General features: G+C 65.9%; 13 protein-coding genes and 2 pseudogenes. 9 read left to right on the top strand and 6 right to left on the bottom strand.

Features of this window, described 5'->3' with window-relative positions; all coding sequences use genetic code 11:
* Positions 1-193: 193 nt before the first annotated feature.
* Positions 194-469 (top strand): annotated as a pseudogene (locus AB3X86_RS35570) (phosphonoacetaldehyde hydrolase); the annotation flags it as partial.
* An 18-nt stretch (positions 470-487) separates the two neighbouring features.
* Here AB3X86_RS35570 and AB3X86_RS35565 read toward each other — a convergent pair.
* Together AB3X86_RS35565 and AB3X86_RS35560 are read right to left on the bottom strand one after the other, a co-directional pair.
* Positions 488-1,417 carry a LysR family transcriptional regulator gene (locus AB3X86_RS35565; RefSeq protein WP_368599581.1) on the bottom strand — a complete coding sequence of 310 codons (930 nt, stop codon included), beginning with the start codon at positions 1,415-1,417 and terminating at the stop codon, positions 488-490.
* A gap of 62 nt (positions 1,418-1,479) precedes the next feature.
* On the bottom strand, positions 1,480-2,697 hold the full coding sequence (locus AB3X86_RS35560; protein ID WP_368599580.1) for an amidohydrolase family protein: 1,218 nt from the start codon (positions 2,695-2,697) through the stop codon (positions 1,480-1,482).
* A gap of 300 nt (positions 2,698-2,997) precedes the next feature.
* On the opposite strand from AB3X86_RS35560, the gene argG reads away from it, so the two are divergent.
* The 6 genes and pseudogenes from argG to AB3X86_RS35530 all read left to right on the top strand — a co-directional run bounded on the left by argG (position 2,998) and on the right by AB3X86_RS35530 (position 11,782).
* A complete protein-coding gene (argG, locus tag AB3X86_RS35555; RefSeq protein WP_368599579.1) occupies positions 2,998-4,332 on the top strand; it encodes an argininosuccinate synthase in 1,335 nt (444 codons plus the stop codon).
* Between the two features lie 179 nt (positions 4,333-4,511).
* Positions 4,512-5,543 (top strand): diguanylate cyclase, encoded by a 1,032-nt coding sequence (locus AB3X86_RS35550; RefSeq protein WP_368599578.1) that lies wholly within the window; start codon positions 4,512-4,514, stop codon positions 5,541-5,543.
* A 134-nt stretch (positions 5,544-5,677) separates the two neighbouring features.
* The gene (locus AB3X86_RS35545) at positions 5,678-7,219 is read left to right on the top strand and encodes a transglycosylase SLT domain-containing protein (protein ID WP_368599577.1); all 1,542 of its coding nucleotides are present in this window, start codon (positions 5,678-5,680) and stop codon (positions 7,217-7,219) included.
* Between the two features lie 117 nt (positions 7,220-7,336).
* A pseudogene (locus AB3X86_RS35540) lies at positions 7,337-7,589 on the top strand (RidA family protein); the annotation flags it as partial.
* 37 nt (positions 7,590-7,626) lie between these two features.
* Complete coding sequence (locus tag AB3X86_RS35535; RefSeq protein ID WP_368599576.1) at positions 7,627-9,450, top strand: FAD-dependent oxidoreductase; 1,824 nt, start codon at positions 7,627-7,629, stop codon at positions 9,448-9,450.
* 202 nt (positions 9,451-9,652) lie between these two features.
* Complete coding sequence (locus AB3X86_RS35530; protein WP_368599575.1) at positions 9,653-11,782, top strand: D-(-)-3-hydroxybutyrate oligomer hydrolase; 2,130 nt, start codon at positions 9,653-9,655, stop codon at positions 11,780-11,782.
* Positions 11,783-11,860: 78 nt separating this feature from the next.
* On the opposite strand, the gene gcvA is transcribed toward AB3X86_RS35530, so the two are convergent.
* Positions 11,861-12,751 (bottom strand): transcriptional regulator GcvA, encoded by an 891-nt coding sequence (gene gcvA / locus AB3X86_RS35525; protein ID WP_368599574.1) that lies wholly within the window; start codon positions 12,749-12,751, stop codon positions 11,861-11,863.
* A gap of 121 nt (positions 12,752-12,872) precedes the next feature.
* On the opposite strand from gcvA, the gene AB3X86_RS35520 reads away from it, so the two are divergent.
* Both AB3X86_RS35520 and AB3X86_RS35515 read left to right on the top strand, forming a co-directional pair.
* Positions 12,873-13,715, top strand: coding sequence for a DMT family transporter (locus AB3X86_RS35520; RefSeq protein WP_184227140.1), 843 nt, complete (start codon positions 12,873-12,875; stop codon positions 13,713-13,715).
* Positions 13,716-13,856: 141 nt separating this feature from the next.
* Positions 13,857-14,135, top strand: a complete 279-nt coding sequence (locus AB3X86_RS35515) for a hypothetical protein (protein WP_368599573.1) — start codon at positions 13,857-13,859, stop codon at positions 14,133-14,135.
* Here the strand turns inward: AB3X86_RS35515 and AB3X86_RS35510 are convergent.
* The 3 genes from AB3X86_RS35510 to AB3X86_RS35500 are packed head-to-tail and all read right to left on the bottom strand — an operon-like array spanning position 14,132 to position 19,463.
* A complete protein-coding gene (locus AB3X86_RS35510; RefSeq protein ID WP_368599572.1) occupies positions 14,132-17,011 on the bottom strand; it encodes an Hsp70 family protein in 2,880 nt (959 codons plus the stop codon). The genes AB3X86_RS35515 and AB3X86_RS35510 overlap by 4 nt on opposite strands.
* On the bottom strand, positions 17,008-18,867 hold the full coding sequence (locus tag AB3X86_RS35505; protein WP_368599571.1) for an Hsp70 family protein: 1,860 nt from the start codon (positions 18,865-18,867) through the stop codon (positions 17,008-17,010). Before AB3X86_RS35505 ends, AB3X86_RS35510 begins: the two co-directional genes overlap by 4 nt.
* Positions 18,864-19,463, bottom strand: coding sequence for a DUF2760 domain-containing protein (locus AB3X86_RS35500; RefSeq protein ID WP_368599570.1), 600 nt, complete (start codon positions 19,461-19,463; stop codon positions 18,864-18,866). Before AB3X86_RS35500 ends, AB3X86_RS35505 begins: the two co-directional genes overlap by 4 nt.
* Between the last annotated feature and the right edge of the window lie 410 nt (positions 19,464-19,873).

The raw sequence follows: 19,873 nt of genomic DNA, 5'->3' as shown, positions 1-19,873 counted from the left end.
AGGTCGGCGTGCGAAGCAAGTCAGCGGCAGGCTCATGAGACGGACCACCGTAATGCGGTACCCAACCCGCGAATATCAGCGTGATCCACCGTCGAGAGTTACTGCTACGCCGCCCTCAGGGAATTCGAAAACATCGCAAACAACAGAGATGCAAAGTTCAAAACCGATCCCGATTGACACCGGGAGTCATATCAAAGAGGCGATCAAGGTCGACGACACCGAGGTCGGCATCGAAGAGGGCATCAACGGCGGCACGTGGGCGGTCGGCGTCGCGGTGAGCGGCAACGCGTTCGGCATGAGCGAGGCCGAGGTGAAGGCGCTGCCGGCCGACGAATTCGCCGCGCGCCGCACCGCCGCGACGGCCAGGTTGAAGGCGGCGGGCGCGCATTACGTGATCGACAGCGTCGCGGATCTGATGCCGGTCGTGTACGACATCGACGCGCGGCTCGCGCGCGGCGAGCGGCCTTGAAGCGTCAGCCCGACAACGTCACTTGAAGAAACCGACCGCGAGATCGATGAACTCGCGCACCTTGCGCGGCACGAACTCGCGGCTCGGGTACACCAGCGACACAGCCACGTCGCCATTGAGCACCGCATAGCCATCGAGCACGCGCACCAGCGTGCCGGCGCGCAGTTCGTCCTCGACCATTTCGAGCGGCAGCAGCGCGATGCCCATCGCGCCGAGCGCGGCCTGCTTCTGCATGATCATGCTGTTGACCGTGAACGAGGCATCGATCGCGATGCTCTCGCCGCTGTCGTCGCCGGCCTCGCTCGTGCGGTCGGCGTCGCCGTCCCCCTTGCGGAAGATCCACATCGGGCCGGTCGTGTCGAACGGCGCGGCGATTAGCCGATGCGTCTCCAACTCGGCCGGCGTTTGCGGTTGACCGGCCTGCGCCAGATACGCGGCCGCGGCCACCGGCACCGCGTGCGAGTTGATCAGACGCCGCACCACCAGCGACTCCGAGCGGATCATATGCTCGGTCACGATGCCGACATCGAAGCCGCCTTCGAGCAGATCGACGCGTTTTTCCGTCAGCGTGACGCGCAGGTTCACCTGCGGAAAGCGCGCCTGATATTCGGCAAACAGCGGCGTCAGCCGAAACAGCGAAAAACTGCCGAGCGCGACGATGCGCAGGTCGCCGGCCACTTCGCGCGACGCCGTGGTCGCGCGCGATTCCACTTCCTCCAGTTCAGCGAGCAGCACGCGGCAACCGTCCGCGTATTGCGCCCCGGCCTCGGTCAGCACGACCTTGCGCGTGGTGCGCTGAAACAGCCGAATGCCGAGATGCTGTTCGAGGCCCGACACATGGCGCGTGACGACCGATGTCGACACGTTCAGTTGCGCGGCGGCCTGCGCGAAGCTGCCGACATCGGCGACCTTGACGAAAGCCTGCATGGCCTGAAAAAGATTGATCATCTGAGTGCAAGAAACGTCTTTGTTGTTGCGCACGGCGGGACCGCGTTCGCGCCCATGCTCAACTACCGCGCGAGCAGCGCGCCATCGCGCGCGACGACGCGGCCGTGCGCGACCACCAGCTTGCGCACCGGCCGCGCGACGAGCGCATGCGCGAGCGTGTCGGCATCGACCAGCACGAGATCGGCGCGGGCGCCCGGCTGCAACCCGTAAGCTTCGAATCCGCAGGCGCGCGCGGCGACGCCGCTGACGAAATCGAACGCGAGCGCGAGATCGTCGTCGCGGCGCAGGCCGTAGCGCATCGCGATCAGCATCGCCCGTTCCAGCATGTCGGGCGAGCCGTAAGGTGTCCACGTGTCGCGAATCCCGTCGTTGCCGCCGAACAGCGTGACGCCGTGCGCGCGGCAAGCCGTGAGCGGCGGCACCGGCACCGACGGCGGCGCGGTGGTCAACAGCGCGACGCGCAGCTCGGCGATACGCGCGAGCAGCGCATCGCGTTCGCGCTCGGGCAGCGCGCCGAGACAGAACGCGTGGCTCACCACTACTTGCCCCTGCATGCCGTGCGCGGCAACGCGATCGAGCAGCAAACCGAGCGTGAACGCGCCGATTTCGCCGGGCTCGTGCAGATGAATGTCGATCGGCTTGCGGTGACGCTCGGCGAGCGCGAACGTCAGATCGAGCGACTTCACCGGATCGCCGTCGATCAGCGCGGGATCGAGCGCGCCGAGCGCGTCGGCGCCCGCCCCGAGCGCACGATCGAGCAGCGCGTCGGTGCCGGGCCGGCCGAGCAGCCCCGACTGCGGAAACGCGACGATCTGCAGGTCGAGCACGTCGCGCAGTGTGTCGCGCGTGGCCAGCACGCCGTCGAGATGGCGCAGGCCCGCGTCGGTGTCGATATCGACGTGCGTGCGCACCCGCGTCGTGCCGGCCGCGAGAAACGCGCGCGCGAGCGCGAGCGATTGCGCACCTGCGTCGTGGCCGGTTTCGGCGCGCCAGCGGCGCTCGTTTTCGATGCGGTCGGTCAGCTTCGGCCCGACTTCGTTGCGATACCACCGCAAGCCCCAGTTGGTCTTGTCCAGATGTGTATGCCCTTCGACGAAACCTGGCAGCAGCAGCGCGTCGCCGCCGTCCTCGACCGGCACACCGGGCTCGCGCGATAGAGCGGCGCCGAGCGCGGCGATCCGGCCATCGACGATCGACACCTCGACGCGCTTGCCGTCGGCGAGACGCACGTTGGTGATCAGCGAGGCGTTCGTCGTGGGGCGTGGAGTGGTCGTGGTCATGAGCGGTAGGCAAGGGGAGTGAACGGGGTGCAAGGGATACGCGGCCGGTGCGTTGACGCAACCCGCGATGCTACCCCGAGACGATAATAAATCGGTCCCCGTTACGACTGATAAAGCGTGAATTAATCCGGGAATTCGACACGCCGAGATCGCGGCGGAGGGCCGCGCCGACCGGCAAAATCCAAGGCCGGACGGCGGTTCGCGGTATACTCCCGCGTAACTTGCCTGATCGCCAGGCATGCCCGATACTCAGCTGTTCCCCCCAAATCTCCCCGTACGTCGAGTTTAACGCTACTGCTTATGAGTACAATCCTTGAAAGTCTTCCGATCGGCCAGAAGGTCGGTATCGCGTTTTCCGGCGGCCTCGACACCAGCGCCGCGCTGCACTGGATGCGCAAGAAGGGCGCCGTGCCGTACGCCTACACGGCCAACCTCGGTCAGCCCGACGAAGACGATTACGATTCGATCCCGCGTCGCGCCACGCAATATGGCGCCGAAGGCGCGCGCCTGATCGACTGCCGCGCGCAATTGGTCGCGGAAGGCATCGCAGCGCTGCAGTGCGGCGCGTTCCATATCTCGACGGCGGGCGTCACCTACTTCAACACCACGCCGATCGGCCGTGCCGTGACCGGCACGATGCTGGTCGCCGCGATGAAAGAAGACGGCGTCAACATCTGGGGCGACGGCAGCACGTACAAGGGCAACGACATCGAGCGTTTCTACCGCTACGGTCTGCTCGTCAATCCGAACCTGCAAATCTACAAGCCGTGGCTCGACCAGCTGTTCATCGACGAACTCGGCGGCCGCGCGGAAATGTCCGAGTTCATGCGCCAGTCGGGCTTCGACTACAAGATGTCGGCTGAAAAAGCCTATTCGACCGACTCGAACCTGCTCGGCGCGACGCACGAAGCGAAGGATCTCGAAAGCCTCGAGTCCGGCATCAAGATCGTGAATCCGATCATGGGCGTCGCGTTCTGGCGCGACGACGTGCAGATCGCCAAGGAAGAAGTGACGATCCGCTTCGAGGAAGGCCAGCCGGTCGCGCTGAACGGCCAGACGTTCCCGAACGCGGTCGAACTGCTGCTCGAAGCGAACCGTATCGGCGGCCGTCATGGTCTGGGCATGAGCGACCAGATCGAGAACCGCATCATCGAGGCGAAGAGCCGCGGCATCTACGAAGCCCCGGGCCTCGCGCTGCTGAATATCGCTTACGAGCGTCTCGTCACCGGCATCCATAACGAAGACACGATCGAGCAGTTCCGTGAGAACGGCCGCCGTCTCGGCCGTCTGCTGTACCAGGGCCGCTGGTTCGATCCGCAGGCGATCATGCTGCGCGAAACCGCGCAGCGCTGGGTCGCGCGTGCGATCACCGGCGAAGTGACCGTCGAGCTGCGCCGTGGCAACGACTACTCGATCCTCAGCACGAAGTCGCCGAACCTCACGTATCAGCCCGAGCGTCTGTCGATGGAGAAGGTCGCATCGACGTTCTCGCCGCGCGACCGCATCGGCCAGCTGACGATGCGCAACCTCGACATCAAGGACACGCGCGAGAAGCTGCGCATTTACTCGCAGGTGGGTCTGCTGTCGTCGAACGAGACGTCGGCGCTGCCGCAGGTGAAGGGCGACAAGGAGTAAAGCGGCGCGTCCGATTATCTCAACGTCGCATCGATCGATGGGCCGGCTCGCGAGAGCCGGCCCATTTTCTTTGGGGCCGCCGGATGCGCTCCGGCGCGTGCTCGCGGTCCCACATTCTGTGCTCAAGTTTGGCCTGCCTATGCCGTTGACATAAGCTAAGCCCCTTCTGGAACCCTTCCGTGCAACTCGCTCACAGTATCGACCGCCTCGCCAGCCGGATGCCAGTCGACTCGACCGCCGGCGGCGAACCCGAGGTGGAGTCTTCGGTCATCGAGTGGCTGTTGCACGACGATCAGGTGATGCGCGAGTGCTTCACGCACGCGGCGGAGATTCTGAAGAGCGTGACCGGCGCGGCGATTACCGCGATCGTGCTGCTCGACGAGGAGTATCAGCACTATCGCGCCGAGGTCGGCATGGCGATGCCGCTCGTCACGCGCGCGCGTTCGCTCGCCGACTATGCGGTGCGCGACGCCGATCTGTTCGTGATCGAGGATGCTCACAACGACAGCCGTTTCGGTGAATGCATGCTGGTCAAGCGTCATCCGTTCGTGCGCTTTTACGCGGCGATCGCGCTGCGCGCGCCGAACGGCGAGATCGTCGGCGCGTTATGCGCGATGGACCCGGCACCGGGCCGGCTCGACGCGGGCCAGCGCGGCGTGTTCTACCACCTGCGCGCGATGATCGAAAACGATCTGAAGATGCGCACGGCCACCGCGATCGATCCGCTCACGCAGTTGTACAACCGGCGCTTTCTGCTGGAAACCATCGCGCGACGCTGGAAGGAGGCGCGCGACGGCGACATGATGGGCTCGGTGATCGTCGACGTCGACTGGTTCAAGCAGTACAACGACACCTACGGCCATCAGGCCGGCGATCATTGTCTGCGGCTGGTCGCCTCGGTGATGCAGGCCGCCGCCGACAGCGAGCACTTCGTGGTCGGGCGCATGGGCGGCGAGGAGTTCGGACTGCTGATGCTTGAAGCACAGAAGTCGAAGCTCGAAGACACGCTCGAAACGCTGCGCCAGGGCGTGGCGGCTCTCGCGATCGAACATCGCGCGTCGCCGCTCGGGGTGGTGACGGTCAGCGTAGGCGCGTCGCTTACACGTATCAGCGATTTATCGCGGCCCGCGCATCGCGACGGTTTCGCGAGCGCGGACCGGGCGTTGTATCGCTCGAAGCATAACGGGCGAAATCGCGTGACGATGGCGTAGCTCTAGTCTTCATCGTGACGGCGGCATGGCTTATAGGACCAACGTCCCATTTCCAACCGTTGTCGTCGTGGCAATATCGAAGCGCGTAGTGAACGTCGACGCAGTCGCCGGGTGCGGCAGCAGGACTTTTTACGATGCGCATCATTCAAACGTTGCTGTTCATCGCGGCGTTCTGCTCAGGCATGACCGTCGGCGTTGCGACGTGCGTCGCCGCCCAAACTGCCGCTGCGCAGCCGGCCGCGTCGTCGGCCGTTCCCGTTCCGGCAGCGCCAGTTGCCCCCGCCTCAACTCCCGCGGCGCGGCGTATCGATCTCGGCAATCAACCGTTCAGCGGCGATTTCGACGCCATGCTCGACCGGCGTCTGATCCGCGTGCTGGTTCCCTATAGTCGAACGCTCTATTTCAATGAGCAAGGCCACGAGCGTGGGCTGACCGCCGGCCTGATGCGAGACTTCGAGCGTTATCTGAACAGGAAGTACCAGGCGACGCTCGGCAAACGTCCGCTCACGCTGGTCATCATTCCGACGACGCGCGACCAGTTGCTCCCAGGGCTGATAGCGGGCCGGGGCGACATCGCCGCGGGCAATCTGACGGTCACCGAGGTTCGCCTGAAGCAGGTCGACTTCGTGTCGCCGCGTGACCGCACAGCAGTACGCGAAGTGGTCGTGACCGGGCCGAAGTCGCCAGCCCTCGCGAAGCTCGACGACCTGAGCGGCAAGACCGTCCATGTGCGGCCCAGCAGCAGCTACTACGAGAGCCTGAACGCGTTGAATGCGCGGTTTGCCAAGGAACGCAAAGCCCCCGTGAAGCTCGTACCGCTGCCCGACGCGCTAGAAGACGAAGACGCGATGGAGATGCTCAATGCCGGGCTGGTCCAGATCCTCGTCGTGGACGACTGGAAGGCAAAGGTATGGGCGCCGATACTGCCGGGAATCGTCGTGCATAACGACATCGCGGTGCGCGACGCAGGCTACATCGGCTGGGCGGTCCGCCTCAAGAGCCCGAAACTACAGGGCGCGATCAACGACTTCTACCTGAATTACGTGAAAAAGCAGAGTGTCGCGGAAGTCCGTCTGCAGCAGGAAATGAAGCGCATCAAGCAGATCTCCAACAATACGGAGTCAGCGGAGCTGAAGCGATTCAAACAGACGGTCGGCCTTTTCGAAAAATACGGCGCGCAGTACGGCTTCGATCCGCTCCTGCTTGCGGCTCAGGGCTATCAGGAATCGCAGCTGAACCAGAGTGCGCGCAGTCACGTGGGAGCAATCGGCATCATGCAGCTGATGCCAGCCACGGGGAAGGAACTTGCGGTTGGCGACATCAGGGTGGCGGAGTCCAACGTCCATGCGGGAGCGAAATATCTCGACGTGCTGATGGCCCGTTACTTTCCCGATGCTCACTTCTTGGAAAGGGACCGCTCGCTGTTCGCATTCGCGAGCTACAACGCAGGACCCGCAAACATCGCCAGGATGCGCAAGGAGGCGCAGGCGCGCGGTCTCGATCCGAACAAGTGGTTCAACAATGTCGAAATCGTAGTCGCCGAGAAAATCGGCATCGAACCCACTACGTACGTGCGCAATGTCTTCAAATATTATGTTGCGTACCGGCTCGTCCGGCAGGCCGAGGCGGCACGGGCTCGCGCTATCGGGCAGATGCGCAAGCAGGGCGGAACGTAAGGGAAGTGCTCGTCTGAAAGCGCTGTCACCGCAGCGACGTGCCGCAGCCAGGCTGCGGCGTGATCATCATGGCACGCGCCCGAATCAGGCCATCAGGCATTTACGTGGAGTCTGAAGATGTCGACCATGAAGCGCGAGCTCGGAAGTCTGGAGCGCATCGCGTGTTGGACGAGAGTGTTCGGCATGGTCGATTCGGCACCCGCATTCAACCGGCAGGCCGCCGTAATCAACGGCTTCTCGGAACTGACTGGCTGTCTTCGGCGAGGAGCGCGGCGCTCACGCTCGCAGCGCGGTGGGAATGGCCGAGCTGCCCTTCGACATTCCCGTGGAGATCGAGGGTGAAGTCGAACTGGTTCCACGAGACGCCTAAGCGCTTGCATCGAGCGAAGCGGTGAAGGAGCGCCACAGTGAAGCGCCGTGATCTGATCAGGTGGCTTGCGGCTGTCCCGCTGTTTCCCTCTGGCTGGCCGTTGCTTCGGCTCGATGCCGCTCACGCTGCACAGACCCCGCGACGCGTACGTCCGGGCGAACCGGGATGGCCCACGCGTTCGGACTGGGCGCGACTGAAACAGCAGGTGGATGGCCACCTGATCCGAGCGGAGTCACCACTCGAGCTCTGTCGCGAATCTCCCGACAACGCCGAGTGCCTTGCGCTCTTCCGTGAACTCAAGAATCCGTACTTCATCGGCGATAGTCCCGTCTTGACACAAACCTGCGAGTGGGTTGGCGCGTGGAAAGCCGAACCGAGTGCGTACGTCGTCGCGGCGACAAAAGTCGAACATGTGGCGGCGGCCGTCAATTTCGCGCGTGAACGCAATCTTCGCGTCGTTGTGCGCGGCGGGGGGCATTCCTATCTTGGCACTTCGAACGCACCGGATTCCTTGATGATATGGACGCGCGCGATGAACGACATCAGGAATCACGATGCTTTCGTTCCAAGCGGTTGTGACGGGATCGTTCCACCCGGACCCGCGGTAAGCGTCGGGGCAGGGGCGATCTGGATGCATACCTATGAAGCCGTTACCGGCGGCGTGGGTCGATATGTACAGGGCGGCGGTTGTGGAACAGTGGGAGTCGCAGGACTGATTCAAGGGGGAGGTTTTGGAACGCACTCCAAACAATTCGGCATTGCGTCGGCTTCACTGCTCGAAGCGGAGGTCGTCACCGCGGACGGTGTAGTCAGGGTCGTCAACGCGCGAAGAGAACCGGATCTTTTGTGGGCCTTGAAAGGCGGGGGCGGCGGCACCTTCGGGGTGGTCAGCCGTTTGACCTTGCGCACGCACGAACTGCCGGACGTGTTCGGTCTCGTATCCTGCGCAGTCGTGGCACGCTCGGATGTCGCGTACCAACGCTTGCTGGGCCGCTTCGTCGCGCTTTACGCCGATTGCCTATGCAATCGCCACTGGGGTGAACTCGTCACGCTGCTGCCGGGCAAGCGCTTGCGCATCGCCATGAGTTTTCAGGGACTCGGCAAAGAAGAGGTCGCCACGCTGTGGCAGCCGTTGTGGGACTGGATTGGCTTGCAGGACGACCTGACCATGACGGCCGCGCCATCGATCGTCGCCGGTCCGGGGAGGATACGCTGGGACGGCAAGGCGCTCGCGCAGTACGTGCCTGGCCTGGTCCGCTTCGATGACCGGCCCGGCGCGCCAGATGCCAATTTCTTCTGGACACAGAATCTCGCCGAGGCCGGTCATGTGATCCACGGCTTCGACTCGCTGTGGTTGCCTGCGGCAATGCTGACGCGCGAGCGCCAACCCGAACTCGTCGATGCGCTGATGGGCGCTACGCGCTATTGGCCTGTCGAGCTTCATTTTCAGAAAGGGCTGGCCGGCGCCCCTGCCGATGTGATTGCCGCCGGCCTGCAAACGCCCGTCAATCCAGTCGTGGCGGAGTCGTTCGCATTGGCCATTATCGCGAGCGAGGGGCCGCCGGCATTCGACGGTCTGACCGATCACGAGCCCGACGTTGCGAAGGCACAGCGAGATGCGAAGTTGATCGGTCTGGCCATCGACGAACTCAGGAAGATTGCACCTGCAGACGGCGCCTACGTCGCTGAGAGCAGCTATTTTCAGCAAAACTGGCAAGCCGCGTACTGGGGGGCCAACTATGCGCGTCTTCTGTCGATCAAGAAACGTTACGACCCGCACGGAGTTTTCTTCGTTCGTCACGGTGTCGGCTCCGAAGCCTGGAGCGACGACGGGTTCACCCGCATGGCCGATTCCGACTAGCCGGCCGGCTGTTTCAAGCGAATCCCGATGCTCGTTGTGTGTCGGTATGAGCGTGTATTGACTCCGGCGAGAGCTCAATGCACGCTAGCGATGCATCGGCATCCGAAGCATCTCTTTCTAGCGAACCTGGTGAAGCGGAGTCGGTAATAAGTTCGGTGCCGTTGCCAAATACAACGTCGTATAAATGACGGAGACAGAAAAGATGACAATACCGAAGAAGATCCCGGCGGCCATGCACAACCCTTGGTGGCTCACTACCGCGGCGAGCCTGATGGCGTCCGCGATCGTGCTGGCCGGCTGCGGCGGCGGCAACGACGACGGACTGCATCCACCGCCGCCGAACAACGTGCTGCCAGGCTTCATCAAAAGCGCGGTGACGACGAAATCTTATGACGGCAACAGCGACGATCTGCTGACCGCAGGCCTCGGCAAGACCGGCCTCGCCTCGGCGAGCGCGCCGGCCATCGCGAACACCGCGCAACCAACGGCCGCCGAACTGCGGCGTCTCGCGATCTGGTCGAACTACCGGGCGCTCGTCGACATGACGGCGAACGGCGGCTATGGACGCTTCTGGGGCCCTAACGTCGACCTGAACGGCAACGACACGCTGGGCGAAGGCAAGATCGCCGGCAAGGAATACCTCGCCTATGCCGATGACGGCAGCGGCGCGCAGAACGTGAGCCTGCTCGTGCAGATACCCACCAGCTTCAATCAGGACCAGCCGTGCATCGTCACGGCGACGTCGTCCGGTTCGCGCGGCGTGTACGGCGCGATTTCGGCGGCCGGCGAGTGGGGCTTGAAGCGCGGCTGCGCCGTGGCCTACACCGACAAGGGCAGCGGCAACGGCGCGCATGAGCTGTCGACGAATCGCGTGACGCTGATCGACGGCACGTTGCAGGATGCGAGCACAGCCGGCAAGGCGAGCCTCTTCACCGCGAAACTCGGCAGCAGCACGCTGGCAACGTTCAACGCGCAGTTCCCGAACCGCTATGCGTTCAAGCACGCGCACTCGCAACAGAACCCCGAGCAGGACTGGGGCAAGAACACGTTGCAGGCGATCCAGTTCGCATATTGGGCGCTCAACGATTCGTTCGGCGCATTGAATGGCACGACCCGCACGGTGCGCTATGCGAGCGGCAGCATCACGACGATCGCCGCGTCGGTCAGCAACGGCGGCGGCGCTTCGCTCGCGGCGGCCGAGCAGGACACGTCGGGGCTCATCACGGCAGTGGTGGTCGGCGAACCGCAGATCAACATGCGGCTTACGACACAGGTGTCGGTCGCGCAGGGCGGCGTGCCGGTCGGCGCGTTCGGCAAACCGCTCGCCGATTACATGACGCTCGCGAACCTGCTGCAGCCGTGCGCCGCGCTCGCTCCGGCCGCGGCCGGCGCGCCGTATCTGACCGCGCTGCCGACCGCGACCACCACCGCGCTGCGCACCGCGCGTTGCGCGTCGCTAGCGGCGGCCGGCGTCATCGCGGGAGCGGATACGGTGACGCAGGCCACCAATGCGCTCGCGCTGCTGCATCAGAACGGCTATCAGACGGACTCGGACCTGCTGCAAGCACCGATGTGGGACTCGCAGGCGGTGCCGGCCGTCGCCGTGACCTATGCGAATGCATATGCGCGTGCAAGCGTCGCCGACAACCTGTGCGACTTCAGCTTCGGCACCACCAGCGCGACGGGCGCTGCCGGCGTGACGCCGGCGGTCTCGCCGATGCTGACGGTGTTCGGCAACGGCAACGGCGTGCCGCCGACCAATGGCATCAACCTCGTCTACAACGCGGGCACCTCGGGCGCGGTCGATCATCGGCTCGCGACCGCCGATGCGAGCTACGCGGGCGCCGCATGCCTGCGCGCGCGGTGGACAAGCGGTTCGTTGAGTGCCAGCGTCGATGCAATCCGCGTGAATGCGAACCTGCATGGCAAGCCGACCATCATCGTGCAAGGACGCGCGGATGCGCTGGTGCCGATCAACCACGCGTCGCGGCCGTATCTCGGCTTGAACCAGGTGGCCGAGGGCGGCGCGAGCAAGCTGGCGCTTTACGAAGTCACGAACGGTCAGCACTTTGACGCGTTCCTCGGCGTCGCCGGTTTCGACACGCGTTTCGTGCCGTTGCACTACTACAATCTTCAGGCGCTCAACCTGATGTGGGCTCATCTGAAGAACGGCACGGCGCTGCCGCCGTCGCAGGTGATCCACACGATACCGCGCGGCGGTACGCCGGGAGCCGCACCGGCGCTGACCACGGCCAACCTGCCGGCGATCGCGGCGAGCCCGGGTGCCAATGCGATTTCCGCAACGAACGGCGCCGTGAACGTGCCGAATTGAGCGGCGCGAGCTGAAGCAATGCGCGCACACAGGCGCCCGCCTGTGTGCGCGTTGCTGTGAGATGACCTGCGTCTGCGCTCAAGAACACATCCCCTCGCGCTCGAGCCACGAACGAAACTGCACGACCAGCTCATCGCCAGACTTCTCATCCGCAATGTAAGTGCAGTAGCTGCGAGACCGCAGACGCGGACCGTCGAATGGCGCGACGAGCCGGCCAGCGGCGAGATCGTCGGAGACCAGCGCGGTCGGTCCCATCGCGATGCCGATTCCGTCGATGGCGGCCTGCAAGGTCAGATAGAAGTGATCGAACGTCAACGTGGCGGCCGGCCTCAGCGCGGCAAGCTGCGTGCTCGCCAGCCAGTCGGGCCAAAGCCGCGGAAGACTCGAGGTGTGCAGCAACGTGTGTTGCCGCAAGTCGTCCGGCGATCGAAGCGGCACCCGCTGCAAGAGCGCCGGACTGCAGACTGGAAGCCTCTCCTCGGACAGGAATGGCCGCATCGAATAGCCGTAGAACGTGTCCGGGCCGCCCCGGATGACGATGTCGTAACTCTCTTTCAAACTCTCCAGCGGTCCGTTCGACGTCTCCACCTTGACCTCCACGTCGGGATGCTCGGCGCGGAACGTCGCCAGTCTTGGCACCAGCCAGCGCAACGTGAATGTCGCGGGCGCGTTGACGGATAGCATCCGCGACAGCGTTTCGGGCACACCGTATCGCGCGGTTGCCTGCGACAGCTGTTCGAACAGTGGGCCGATTTCCTCCAGATAGGCGTTCGCCGCCGCCGTCAGTGCCACGCGCCGGTGGTGCCGTTCGAACAACGAGGCGCCGAGCCATTCCTCGAGCAGACGCACCTGCTGGCTCACCGCGCCGTGAGTCACGTGCAGTTCCGCGGCGGCTTCCTTGAAGCTGCCGAGCCGGCCCGCAGCCTCGAAGGCCCGCAACGCATTGAGCGGAGGCAATACCCGTTTCATTTGCAAGAGTTTTTCTAACGCAGGCGGCCAATTTATCTGGTTTGAGGGGCCACAACAAGATAGATATCCTTCCTGTCGTACCGCTAATGCCATATCCGCTTACTCTCGGCCCCAAAACCCCATGCTTAGTTATACCGGTGGCATCGTGCTTTTTGCCGCGATGCTTCACGCGAGCTGGAACGCGATGCTGCACGGCAACCGCGACCGGTTCCTGTCGATGACCTGGATGAGCATCGCCATCGCGGCGGTCGCCACGCTCGTCGTGCTGGTCAATCCGTTGCCAGCTAGCGCCTGCTGGCCCTACCTCGTTGCCTCGGGGCTCGTGCATATCTTCTACAACGTGAGCCTCGTGCGGTCGTATCGACGCAGCGACCTGGCGCTAGCGTATCCGATCGCGCGTGGCTCGTCGCCGCTGCTCGTCACGCTCGGCGCGGCGCTGTTCGCGCGTGAAGCGATCGGCCCATTGCACGCGCTCGGGATCGCGATGATCTCGGGCGGCATCATCGCGATCGCGTTGCAGGGGCGGCACGTGTCGCGCGCGGGCGTGCTGAGCGCGCTGACGACTGGTGCGACGATTGCGCTCTATACCGTGATCGACGGCATCGGCGTGAGACTGTCCGACGGTCAGCCGCTGACCTACACCGCGTGGATGTTCCTTTTCTATTGGCTGATGCCGCTGCTGTTCGTCGCAATGCGCGGCCTCGCGCCGCTATGGACGCCGGTACGTGCCGAGCCGCTGTCGGTGGGCTCGTCGCTCGTCGGCGGTTTGGTGTCGATCGCGGCGTATGGCATCGTGATCTGGGCGCTGCAGTCGGGCGCGATGGGTGCGGTGTCGGCGTTGCGAGAAACCAGCGTGGTGTTCGCGGTGCTGATCGGGCGGGTGTTTCTCGGGGAAGCGGTCAATGGCGGGCGCTGGCTCGCCTGCCTGGTCGTTGCGGCTGGAGCGGCATGTCTGGGGCTTTGACGAGAGAGAGGAGGCGGGTCGTTCATCGCCGGCTTGCCTTGATGTGACGGGTGGCAAGCAAGCCATGCGCGATTCGTCCTAAGGTTTCCTTCAGCTTTGACTGATAGATAGCGGGTTCGACAATGGCAGAGAAAAACAACGATGCCCCGTGGACCCCGATCCGGCCGACAGGCCGATAAGAACCGTTACCGCTCGACCTATCTGCTCGAATTGGCGCGCGGCAGCTCGCACATTTCGAGCACGCTTGGCGCCGACAGCCGGCAAGCGGCGATCGCCGAAGTGCTGTGCGAATTTGGCCTCCAATACGGCAAGGACAAGTTGCCGGTCTTTCGCGCCCTGCTCGCGGAAAGCCTCGAGGACCGTGACAATCCGGACGCCGCGCGAGCGGTGCTGAGCTTCGCGCCGCGCCGAACGCTCTAGCCGCCGATCAGCTTCAACCCCACCGGCAGCGATTCGCCGAACACGCGGCCTTCGTCGGCGTTATCGAGCGCGACGACTTCGCTGACCATCGTGACCCAGGCGCGCGGCGCGCTCGCCGCTTCGAGGCGTCGCACGACGCTCGCGCGCAGTTCGTCGGGCAGATCGCGCGAGCGATCGCCGGTCATGCGGGCGATCTGCACCGCGGCGAACGCGGCCGGGTCGACCTTCTTCCAGTCGAGCGCGAGGATCGCGTCGAGCCATTGCGCGGCGACCTCGGGTGGCACGACGCTGTGCGCGCTGCCGTAGAACGGCTGGCGCGCGCCGATCCGTCCGACCGCCCACCAGCTTTGATGGTTTTCCGCGGGCTTCTTCAAGCGCGTGAGCACCGCCTCGCCGAGTTCAATCTTGCGTTCCGCCGGAATTCGTTCGAGCGATGCGGACAGGCGCACCATATCGGCGAAGCCGGTCTTCGCGACATCGAACGGCAGCTTGTGACGAGATTGCGCGGCCTTCTGCAGATAGTCCATCGCGTCGAGCACGCGCAACTGTGCGTCCTCGCCGAGACCGCCGGCCGCGCGGCGCCACAGCGTCCACCATTCGGACCACACCTGGCTGTCGATCACGTATTGAATGCCGTCGTCGAACAGCGTCCACAGTTGCTCGACGCGCCATTCATCGAGCGGATAGCCGAAGCCGGGCCGCACGCAATAGCCGGCCAGATTCAGCCACAGCCGCTCGTGATCGGCGGAGCGGCGCCGGCGCCGCGCGCGTTCCCACAGCGCGCCGAACAGCTCGCGCAGCAATGCGCTACCCCAGCCATCGCGCGGGCCGAGCAGATGTTCGAGCTGCGCGCGCAGGCGTTTGATTTCCTTCGGGTCGACGTTATGCGCGCGGGCGCCGAAGCAACGGTCGATCAGTTCGATCGCGCGATCGAGCGCCGGGTGGCGTTGCGGCGCGCCATCGGCGGATAGGTCTACTTGCGCGTCGCCGTGGCGCAGCTGGAATTCGAGCAGCCAGCGTTGCGATGGATCGTCGAGCTCGATGCAATGCACGTCGAGCGTGCCGACCTCGGTCAGCGACGTCGCGATGCGCACCGCGGTTTCGCGGGCGCGCTGGCCGTCGCGCGGCTGGACGATCGTCGCGATCGGCGGCAGGCGCACGAAGTCGCCGCCCGCGAGGTCGACCAGCTCGCCAGGCTGATATGCGGTGTCCGCGCTAGACGACACCAGGTGAAAGCGCACCGGATGTCCGAGCCGCAGTGCGAACGTGCGATCCGCGATCAGAATCTCGTGAGCTTCCTCGGTGCCGCGCGGCAGCAGGCAGATGCCGCGTTGCGCGGGCGCTGCGTCCGGCTCGGCAACGTCTTTGCCGGCAGGCGTTTCGTCGAGCACCAGAAAATAGCTGCGCGGCGAACCGCCGCCGATTTTCGGCGCGAAGCCGGCGCGCGCGAGCGTATAGGCGACCGCGCCGCGCGCGACCGCGACGTCGGGGTTGTCGTTGTGCAGCACATTGAGCGGCGCGCCGCGCCAGCCGCCGAGCGTGTCGGCGAGACGCCGCGACAGTGCATCGGCGCGGAACACGCCGCCGTTGAGCAGCAGCGTGTCGGGAACGGGCAGGGCGGCTGTGCCGGATGGGTCCGGCGTGCTGGAGTGTGCGCCGAGGGCCTTGCGCGACTGCGCGGCGAAGCGTTCGAGAAAGGCCGCGATATGCCGCGTGACCGCCGCATCGGTCGCGTACGGCAGGCCGAATTCGACGATCGCGCCGCGCGGACGGCCCGGTCGTTGATCTGCGGCGACGCGCGGAAAGAATCCATCGACGATGATCTGCTCGACCTCGTCGCGCGTGACCTGCGTGGTGCGTGCGCCGCCGATCAGCTTCGAGCCGGCGCCGAGCAGCGTGACCGGCGCCGCCTCGGGCGCCTGCGCGCCGAGCAACTGCTCTTTCGCGACGCGGCATCGCTCGACCAGCTGCGACAGGCTCGCCGCCGACAGCCGCTGCGGCGCCTGCCCAGCGCCACCGGCACCACCCAACAGGCGCGCCTCGACCAGATGCGCGAGCGCGAGGTCCATATTGTCGCCGCCGAGCATCAGGTGATTGCCGACACCGACCCGCGTCAGGCGCGGCTCGCCGTCGTCGGTCAGGCTGACTTCGATCAGCGTCAGATCGGTGGTGCCGCCGCCGACGTCGCAAATCAGCACGAGCCGGGTGTGCGCCAACTCGTCGGCAAGCGTGTCGCGATGCCGGAACAGCCAGTCATAGAAAGCGGCCTGCGGCTCTTCGAGCAGCCGCAGCGACGGCAGCCCCGCAAGCCGCGCCGCTTCGACGGTCAACGCACGCGCGCCTTCGTCGAACGACGCGGGCACCGTCAGCACGAGGTCCTGCTGTTCGAGCGGCGCCTTCGGAAAGTGCTGGTTCCACGCGGCGCGCACGTGCGCGAGGTAGCTCGCGCTCGCATCGAGCGGAGAAATCTTGCGGACGTCGTCGGGCGCGCCCCACGGCAGGATCGGCGCGACGCGATCGACCGACGCGTGCGACAGCCAGCTTTTCGCGCTCGCGACGAGCCGCCCCGGCACCTGCGCGCCGAGCAGCCGCGCGAGCCGGCCGACCACGACTGGCTGCCCGGCGTCCTTGCCCTGGCCCGACGCTGCCCGAGCACCGGCGGACCACGGCAACTGCAGATCGGCCGCGCTCAGCTCGCCGTCGGCCGCCTGATAGCGCACCGACGGCAACAGCGGCCGCGCGGCGACCTCGCCGGGGCTCACCAGCTGCTCGATCTCGAACACGCGGATCTGCTGCGATCCTGCTTCCGCGTACGCGAGCACCGTGTTGCTGGTGCCGAGATCGATGCCGACGCTGTACCGCTTCATGTCACTCACGCATTCGGGTTGCCGCGCACGTCGAATTCGACTTTCCAGCGCTCGTCGGAGCCGCGCGGGATCGCCTCCAGTTCGAGCGTGCCCGCGTCGGTCACGCGCGCGTGCAGCTTCACCGGCACGACTTCACCGGCGGTGCGGCCGGCCGCCGGCAGCGTCGCCTGAATTTCCTCGAGTTCCTGCAACTCCTCGGGGCCCCAGTATTCGAGCAGCGTGCCGACCTGATCCTGACGACGCACCGACGAGCCGAAGAAGCGGAAATGCACGGGCTCGCCGACGACCAGCCCGAACTCCTGCGCGGGCAGCTCGGCGTCGGTGCCTTCCTCCATGCCGAACGGCGCGACGCACAGCGCCTGCACCGGCGGTTCGAGCCCCGGCACGGCCGGCATCGCCGATTCGATCGCGATGTAGTACGCGCGCGCGGTGCCGCCGCGAATCCGCACGCCGCGGCCGCGTCGCACGTAGCCGTAGTAGGCCGCGCCGCGCGCGACCGCCAGATCGAGGTCCGCGCCTTCGAGCAGACGCGCGCTCGCCGCGCCTTCGGCCGCGAGCCAGCCGTTCAGCGTGCTCATGATGCGCTCGACCAGCAGCGTCGACTTGAACACGCCGCCGTTGAACAGCACCGCGGTCGGATGCAGAAAGCTCGCGTTTTGCGCGGCGGCATTGGCCGCAGCTTCACCGAGCCCTTCGAGTTCGGCGAGCGCGCCGACCTGACGGCCGAGGAACGCCGCCAGATGCCGCGTGATACCCGCGTCCTGCGCATAGGGCAGACCGAGCTGCGTCAGACCCACCCGCGCGCGGCTCACCGGACGCGCGGCGCTGTCGACCTGCGGGAAGAAGCCGTCGAGGATCGTCTGCGTGAGTTCGGCGCGCGTCAGCTCGGTGCGGATCGAGCCGCCGATCAGCTTCGAGCCGCGGCTCGGCACGACGAGCGGCACGGTGTCGGTCGCGGGGTCGCTGAGCAGTGTTTCCTTCGCCGCGCGGCACGCGTAGGTCAGCGCACGCAGCTGCCACGCGTCGGCCTGGGTGCCCTGCGCGGCGAGCTTGCGCGCGACCACGTGCGCGAGCGCGAGGTCCATGTTGTCGCCGCCGAGCAGGATGTGATCGCCGACCGCGACGCGATGCAGTTCGAGATTGCCGTCGCGCTCGATCACCGCGATCAGCGACAGGTCGGTCGTGCCGCCGCCGACGTCGACGACGAGGATGATGTCGCCGACCTTGACCTGCTTGCGCCACTGGCCACCGCTCTTCTGGATCCAGCTATAGAGCGCCGCCTGCGGCTCTTCGAGCAGCGTCATGCGCGTGAAGCCGGCGGCCTCGGCTGCTTCCGCGGTCAGTTCGCGCGCGGCCGGGTCGAACGACGCGGGGATCGTCACCGTGACGTCCTGTTCGCCGAACGGCGCGTCCGGATGCGCGTGGTCCCACGCCTCGCGCAGGTGCGTCAGATAACGCACCGAGCTTTCGAGCGGCGACACGCGTGTGACTTCGGGCGGCGCGTCGTTCGGCAGAATGCCCGCGCGACGGTCGACGCCCGGATGGCACAGCCAGCTTTTCGCGCTCGACACGAGCCGGATCGGCGTGCCGGCGCCGCGATTGCGCGCGAATTCGCCGACCGCGAATTCGCGCTGGCCGGTCCACGGCAGGTACAGGTCGCCGGAGGCCAGTTCGTCCGGATGCGGCAGGTACAGGAACGATGGCAAGAGAGGCAGAGTGTCGATTGCGCCGGGGCCCGTCAGCTGCGCGATCGACAGCACCTCCTGAGTGGTTTTCTCGCCGTCGCTCGCGTGCGTGTCCACGTAGGACAGCGCGCAGTGCGTGGTGCCGAGGTCGATGCCGATGGAATAGCGTGCGTCGCTCATAGCTCCACCTCCGCCGGTGCGATGACCTTCGCGTTATGGCCGTCCGCGAGCTTCGGCAGACGCACCTCGTCGACGCGCCAGCCGCGATGGCTGATGCTGCCGCTAAACGGCGCGCTGCCGACCACGTTGCCGGTCAGACGCACCGAACTCGCGTCGAAGCCCGCGGGCAGCGTCACGCGGCTGCCTTCGGCTTCGTCGCGCACCGGGCGGATCGTGAAGTGCTCGCGCAGCGTCGCGCGGCAGCCTTCGTGCACGAGGCGCGCGGCTGCGCCGATGTCGGCATCGCTATAGGCCTTGATGTCTTCCTCGACGAAATCGATGAAGCGCGCGTCGCGTTGCAGCAGGCCGAGCAGTTGCAGCGCGGCGTCGGGGGTGGCCTCCTTCAGCACCGGCGCGGTTTGCGGCTTCGGTTGCGGGGCGGGGGCGGGTGCCGAGGTTGCCGCGGCGGCGGTGGCGGGCGCCGGGGCCGCGCCGAACTTTTCGCCGTTGCGCAGGCGCAGCACGTCGGCGGCGAACTCGCCATTGCCGAGAATGCGGAAAAACGTGCTCACGGCCAGCGAAATCCGGCCGAGGAAGGATGGGTTCGAATCGCTCATAAAGGCTCCTGATCTGCTCTGTTAGGGACGAGCGGTCCTCGCCGCGCCACGTGCGCCGGGCAGCGAGGCTGACGGTCCGGGCGGGGCTGTGATGTTGCGGGTCGGCGCGCGGCCGGGGGCGCGAGCCCTGGGCGATGATCATGCAACCGCCGGGCCGCCAGACGGTCCGGGACGCTTCGCGACCGGGTCGGCCGCGAGTGCGGCGCGCGCAAAACCCGTATTTTGCCTTGCGGCGCGCCCGACGCGAGCAAAGCCGGCAATTCTAGCGGGCAATGGGGTGGGATTGGCGGGGAGTTGGGGGAAAGGGGCGGTGTGCGGAGCTGCTTTCGGAGCGGGTTTCGGCTTGCTGCTGGCGGACCGGCGCGAGAGGCCGGCCGCTTGCCAGCCGCTCCCCGCGCAGTCTTGCCGAT

Source organism: Paraburkholderia sp. BR14374, from assembly GCF_040948685.1.
Taxonomy (GTDB): Bacteria; Pseudomonadota; Gammaproteobacteria; order Burkholderiales; family Burkholderiaceae; genus Paraburkholderia; species Paraburkholderia youngii.
Note: the sequence above shows the minus strand (reverse complement) of the source record. Positions and strands in the feature narration are given on the sequence as shown.

Coding starts and splice junctions, on each gene's coding strand:
- argG (WP_368599579.1), top strand. CDS start 2,998: ATGAGTACAATCCTTGAAAGTCTTCCGATCGGCCAGAAGGTCGGTATC.
- AB3X86_RS35530 (WP_368599575.1), top strand. CDS start 9,653: ATGACAATACCGAAGAAGATCCCGGCGGCCATGCACAACCCTTGGTGG.
- AB3X86_RS35505 (WP_368599571.1), bottom strand. CDS start 18,867: ATGAGCGACGCACGCTATTCCATCGGCATCGACCTCGGCACCACGCAC.
- AB3X86_RS35560 (WP_368599580.1), bottom strand. CDS start 2,697: ATGACCACGACCACTCCACGCCCCACGACGAACGCCTCGCTGATCACC.
- AB3X86_RS35520 (WP_184227140.1), top strand. CDS start 12,873: ATGCTTAGTTATACCGGTGGCATCGTGCTTTTTGCCGCGATGCTTCAC.
- gcvA (WP_368599574.1), bottom strand. CDS start 12,751: ATGAAACGGGTATTGCCTCCGCTCAATGCGTTGCGGGCCTTCGAGGCT.
- AB3X86_RS35515 (WP_368599573.1), top strand. CDS start 13,857: ATGCCCCGTGGACCCCGATCCGGCCGACAGGCCGATAAGAACCGTTAC.
- AB3X86_RS35565 (WP_368599581.1), bottom strand. CDS start 1,417: ATGATCAATCTTTTTCAGGCCATGCAGGCTTTCGTCAAGGTCGCCGAT.
- AB3X86_RS35545 (WP_368599577.1), top strand. CDS start 5,678: ATGCGCATCATTCAAACGTTGCTGTTCATCGCGGCGTTCTGCTCAGGC.
- AB3X86_RS35500 (WP_368599570.1), bottom strand. CDS start 19,463: ATGAGCGATTCGAACCCATCCTTCCTCGGCCGGATTTCGCTGGCCGTG.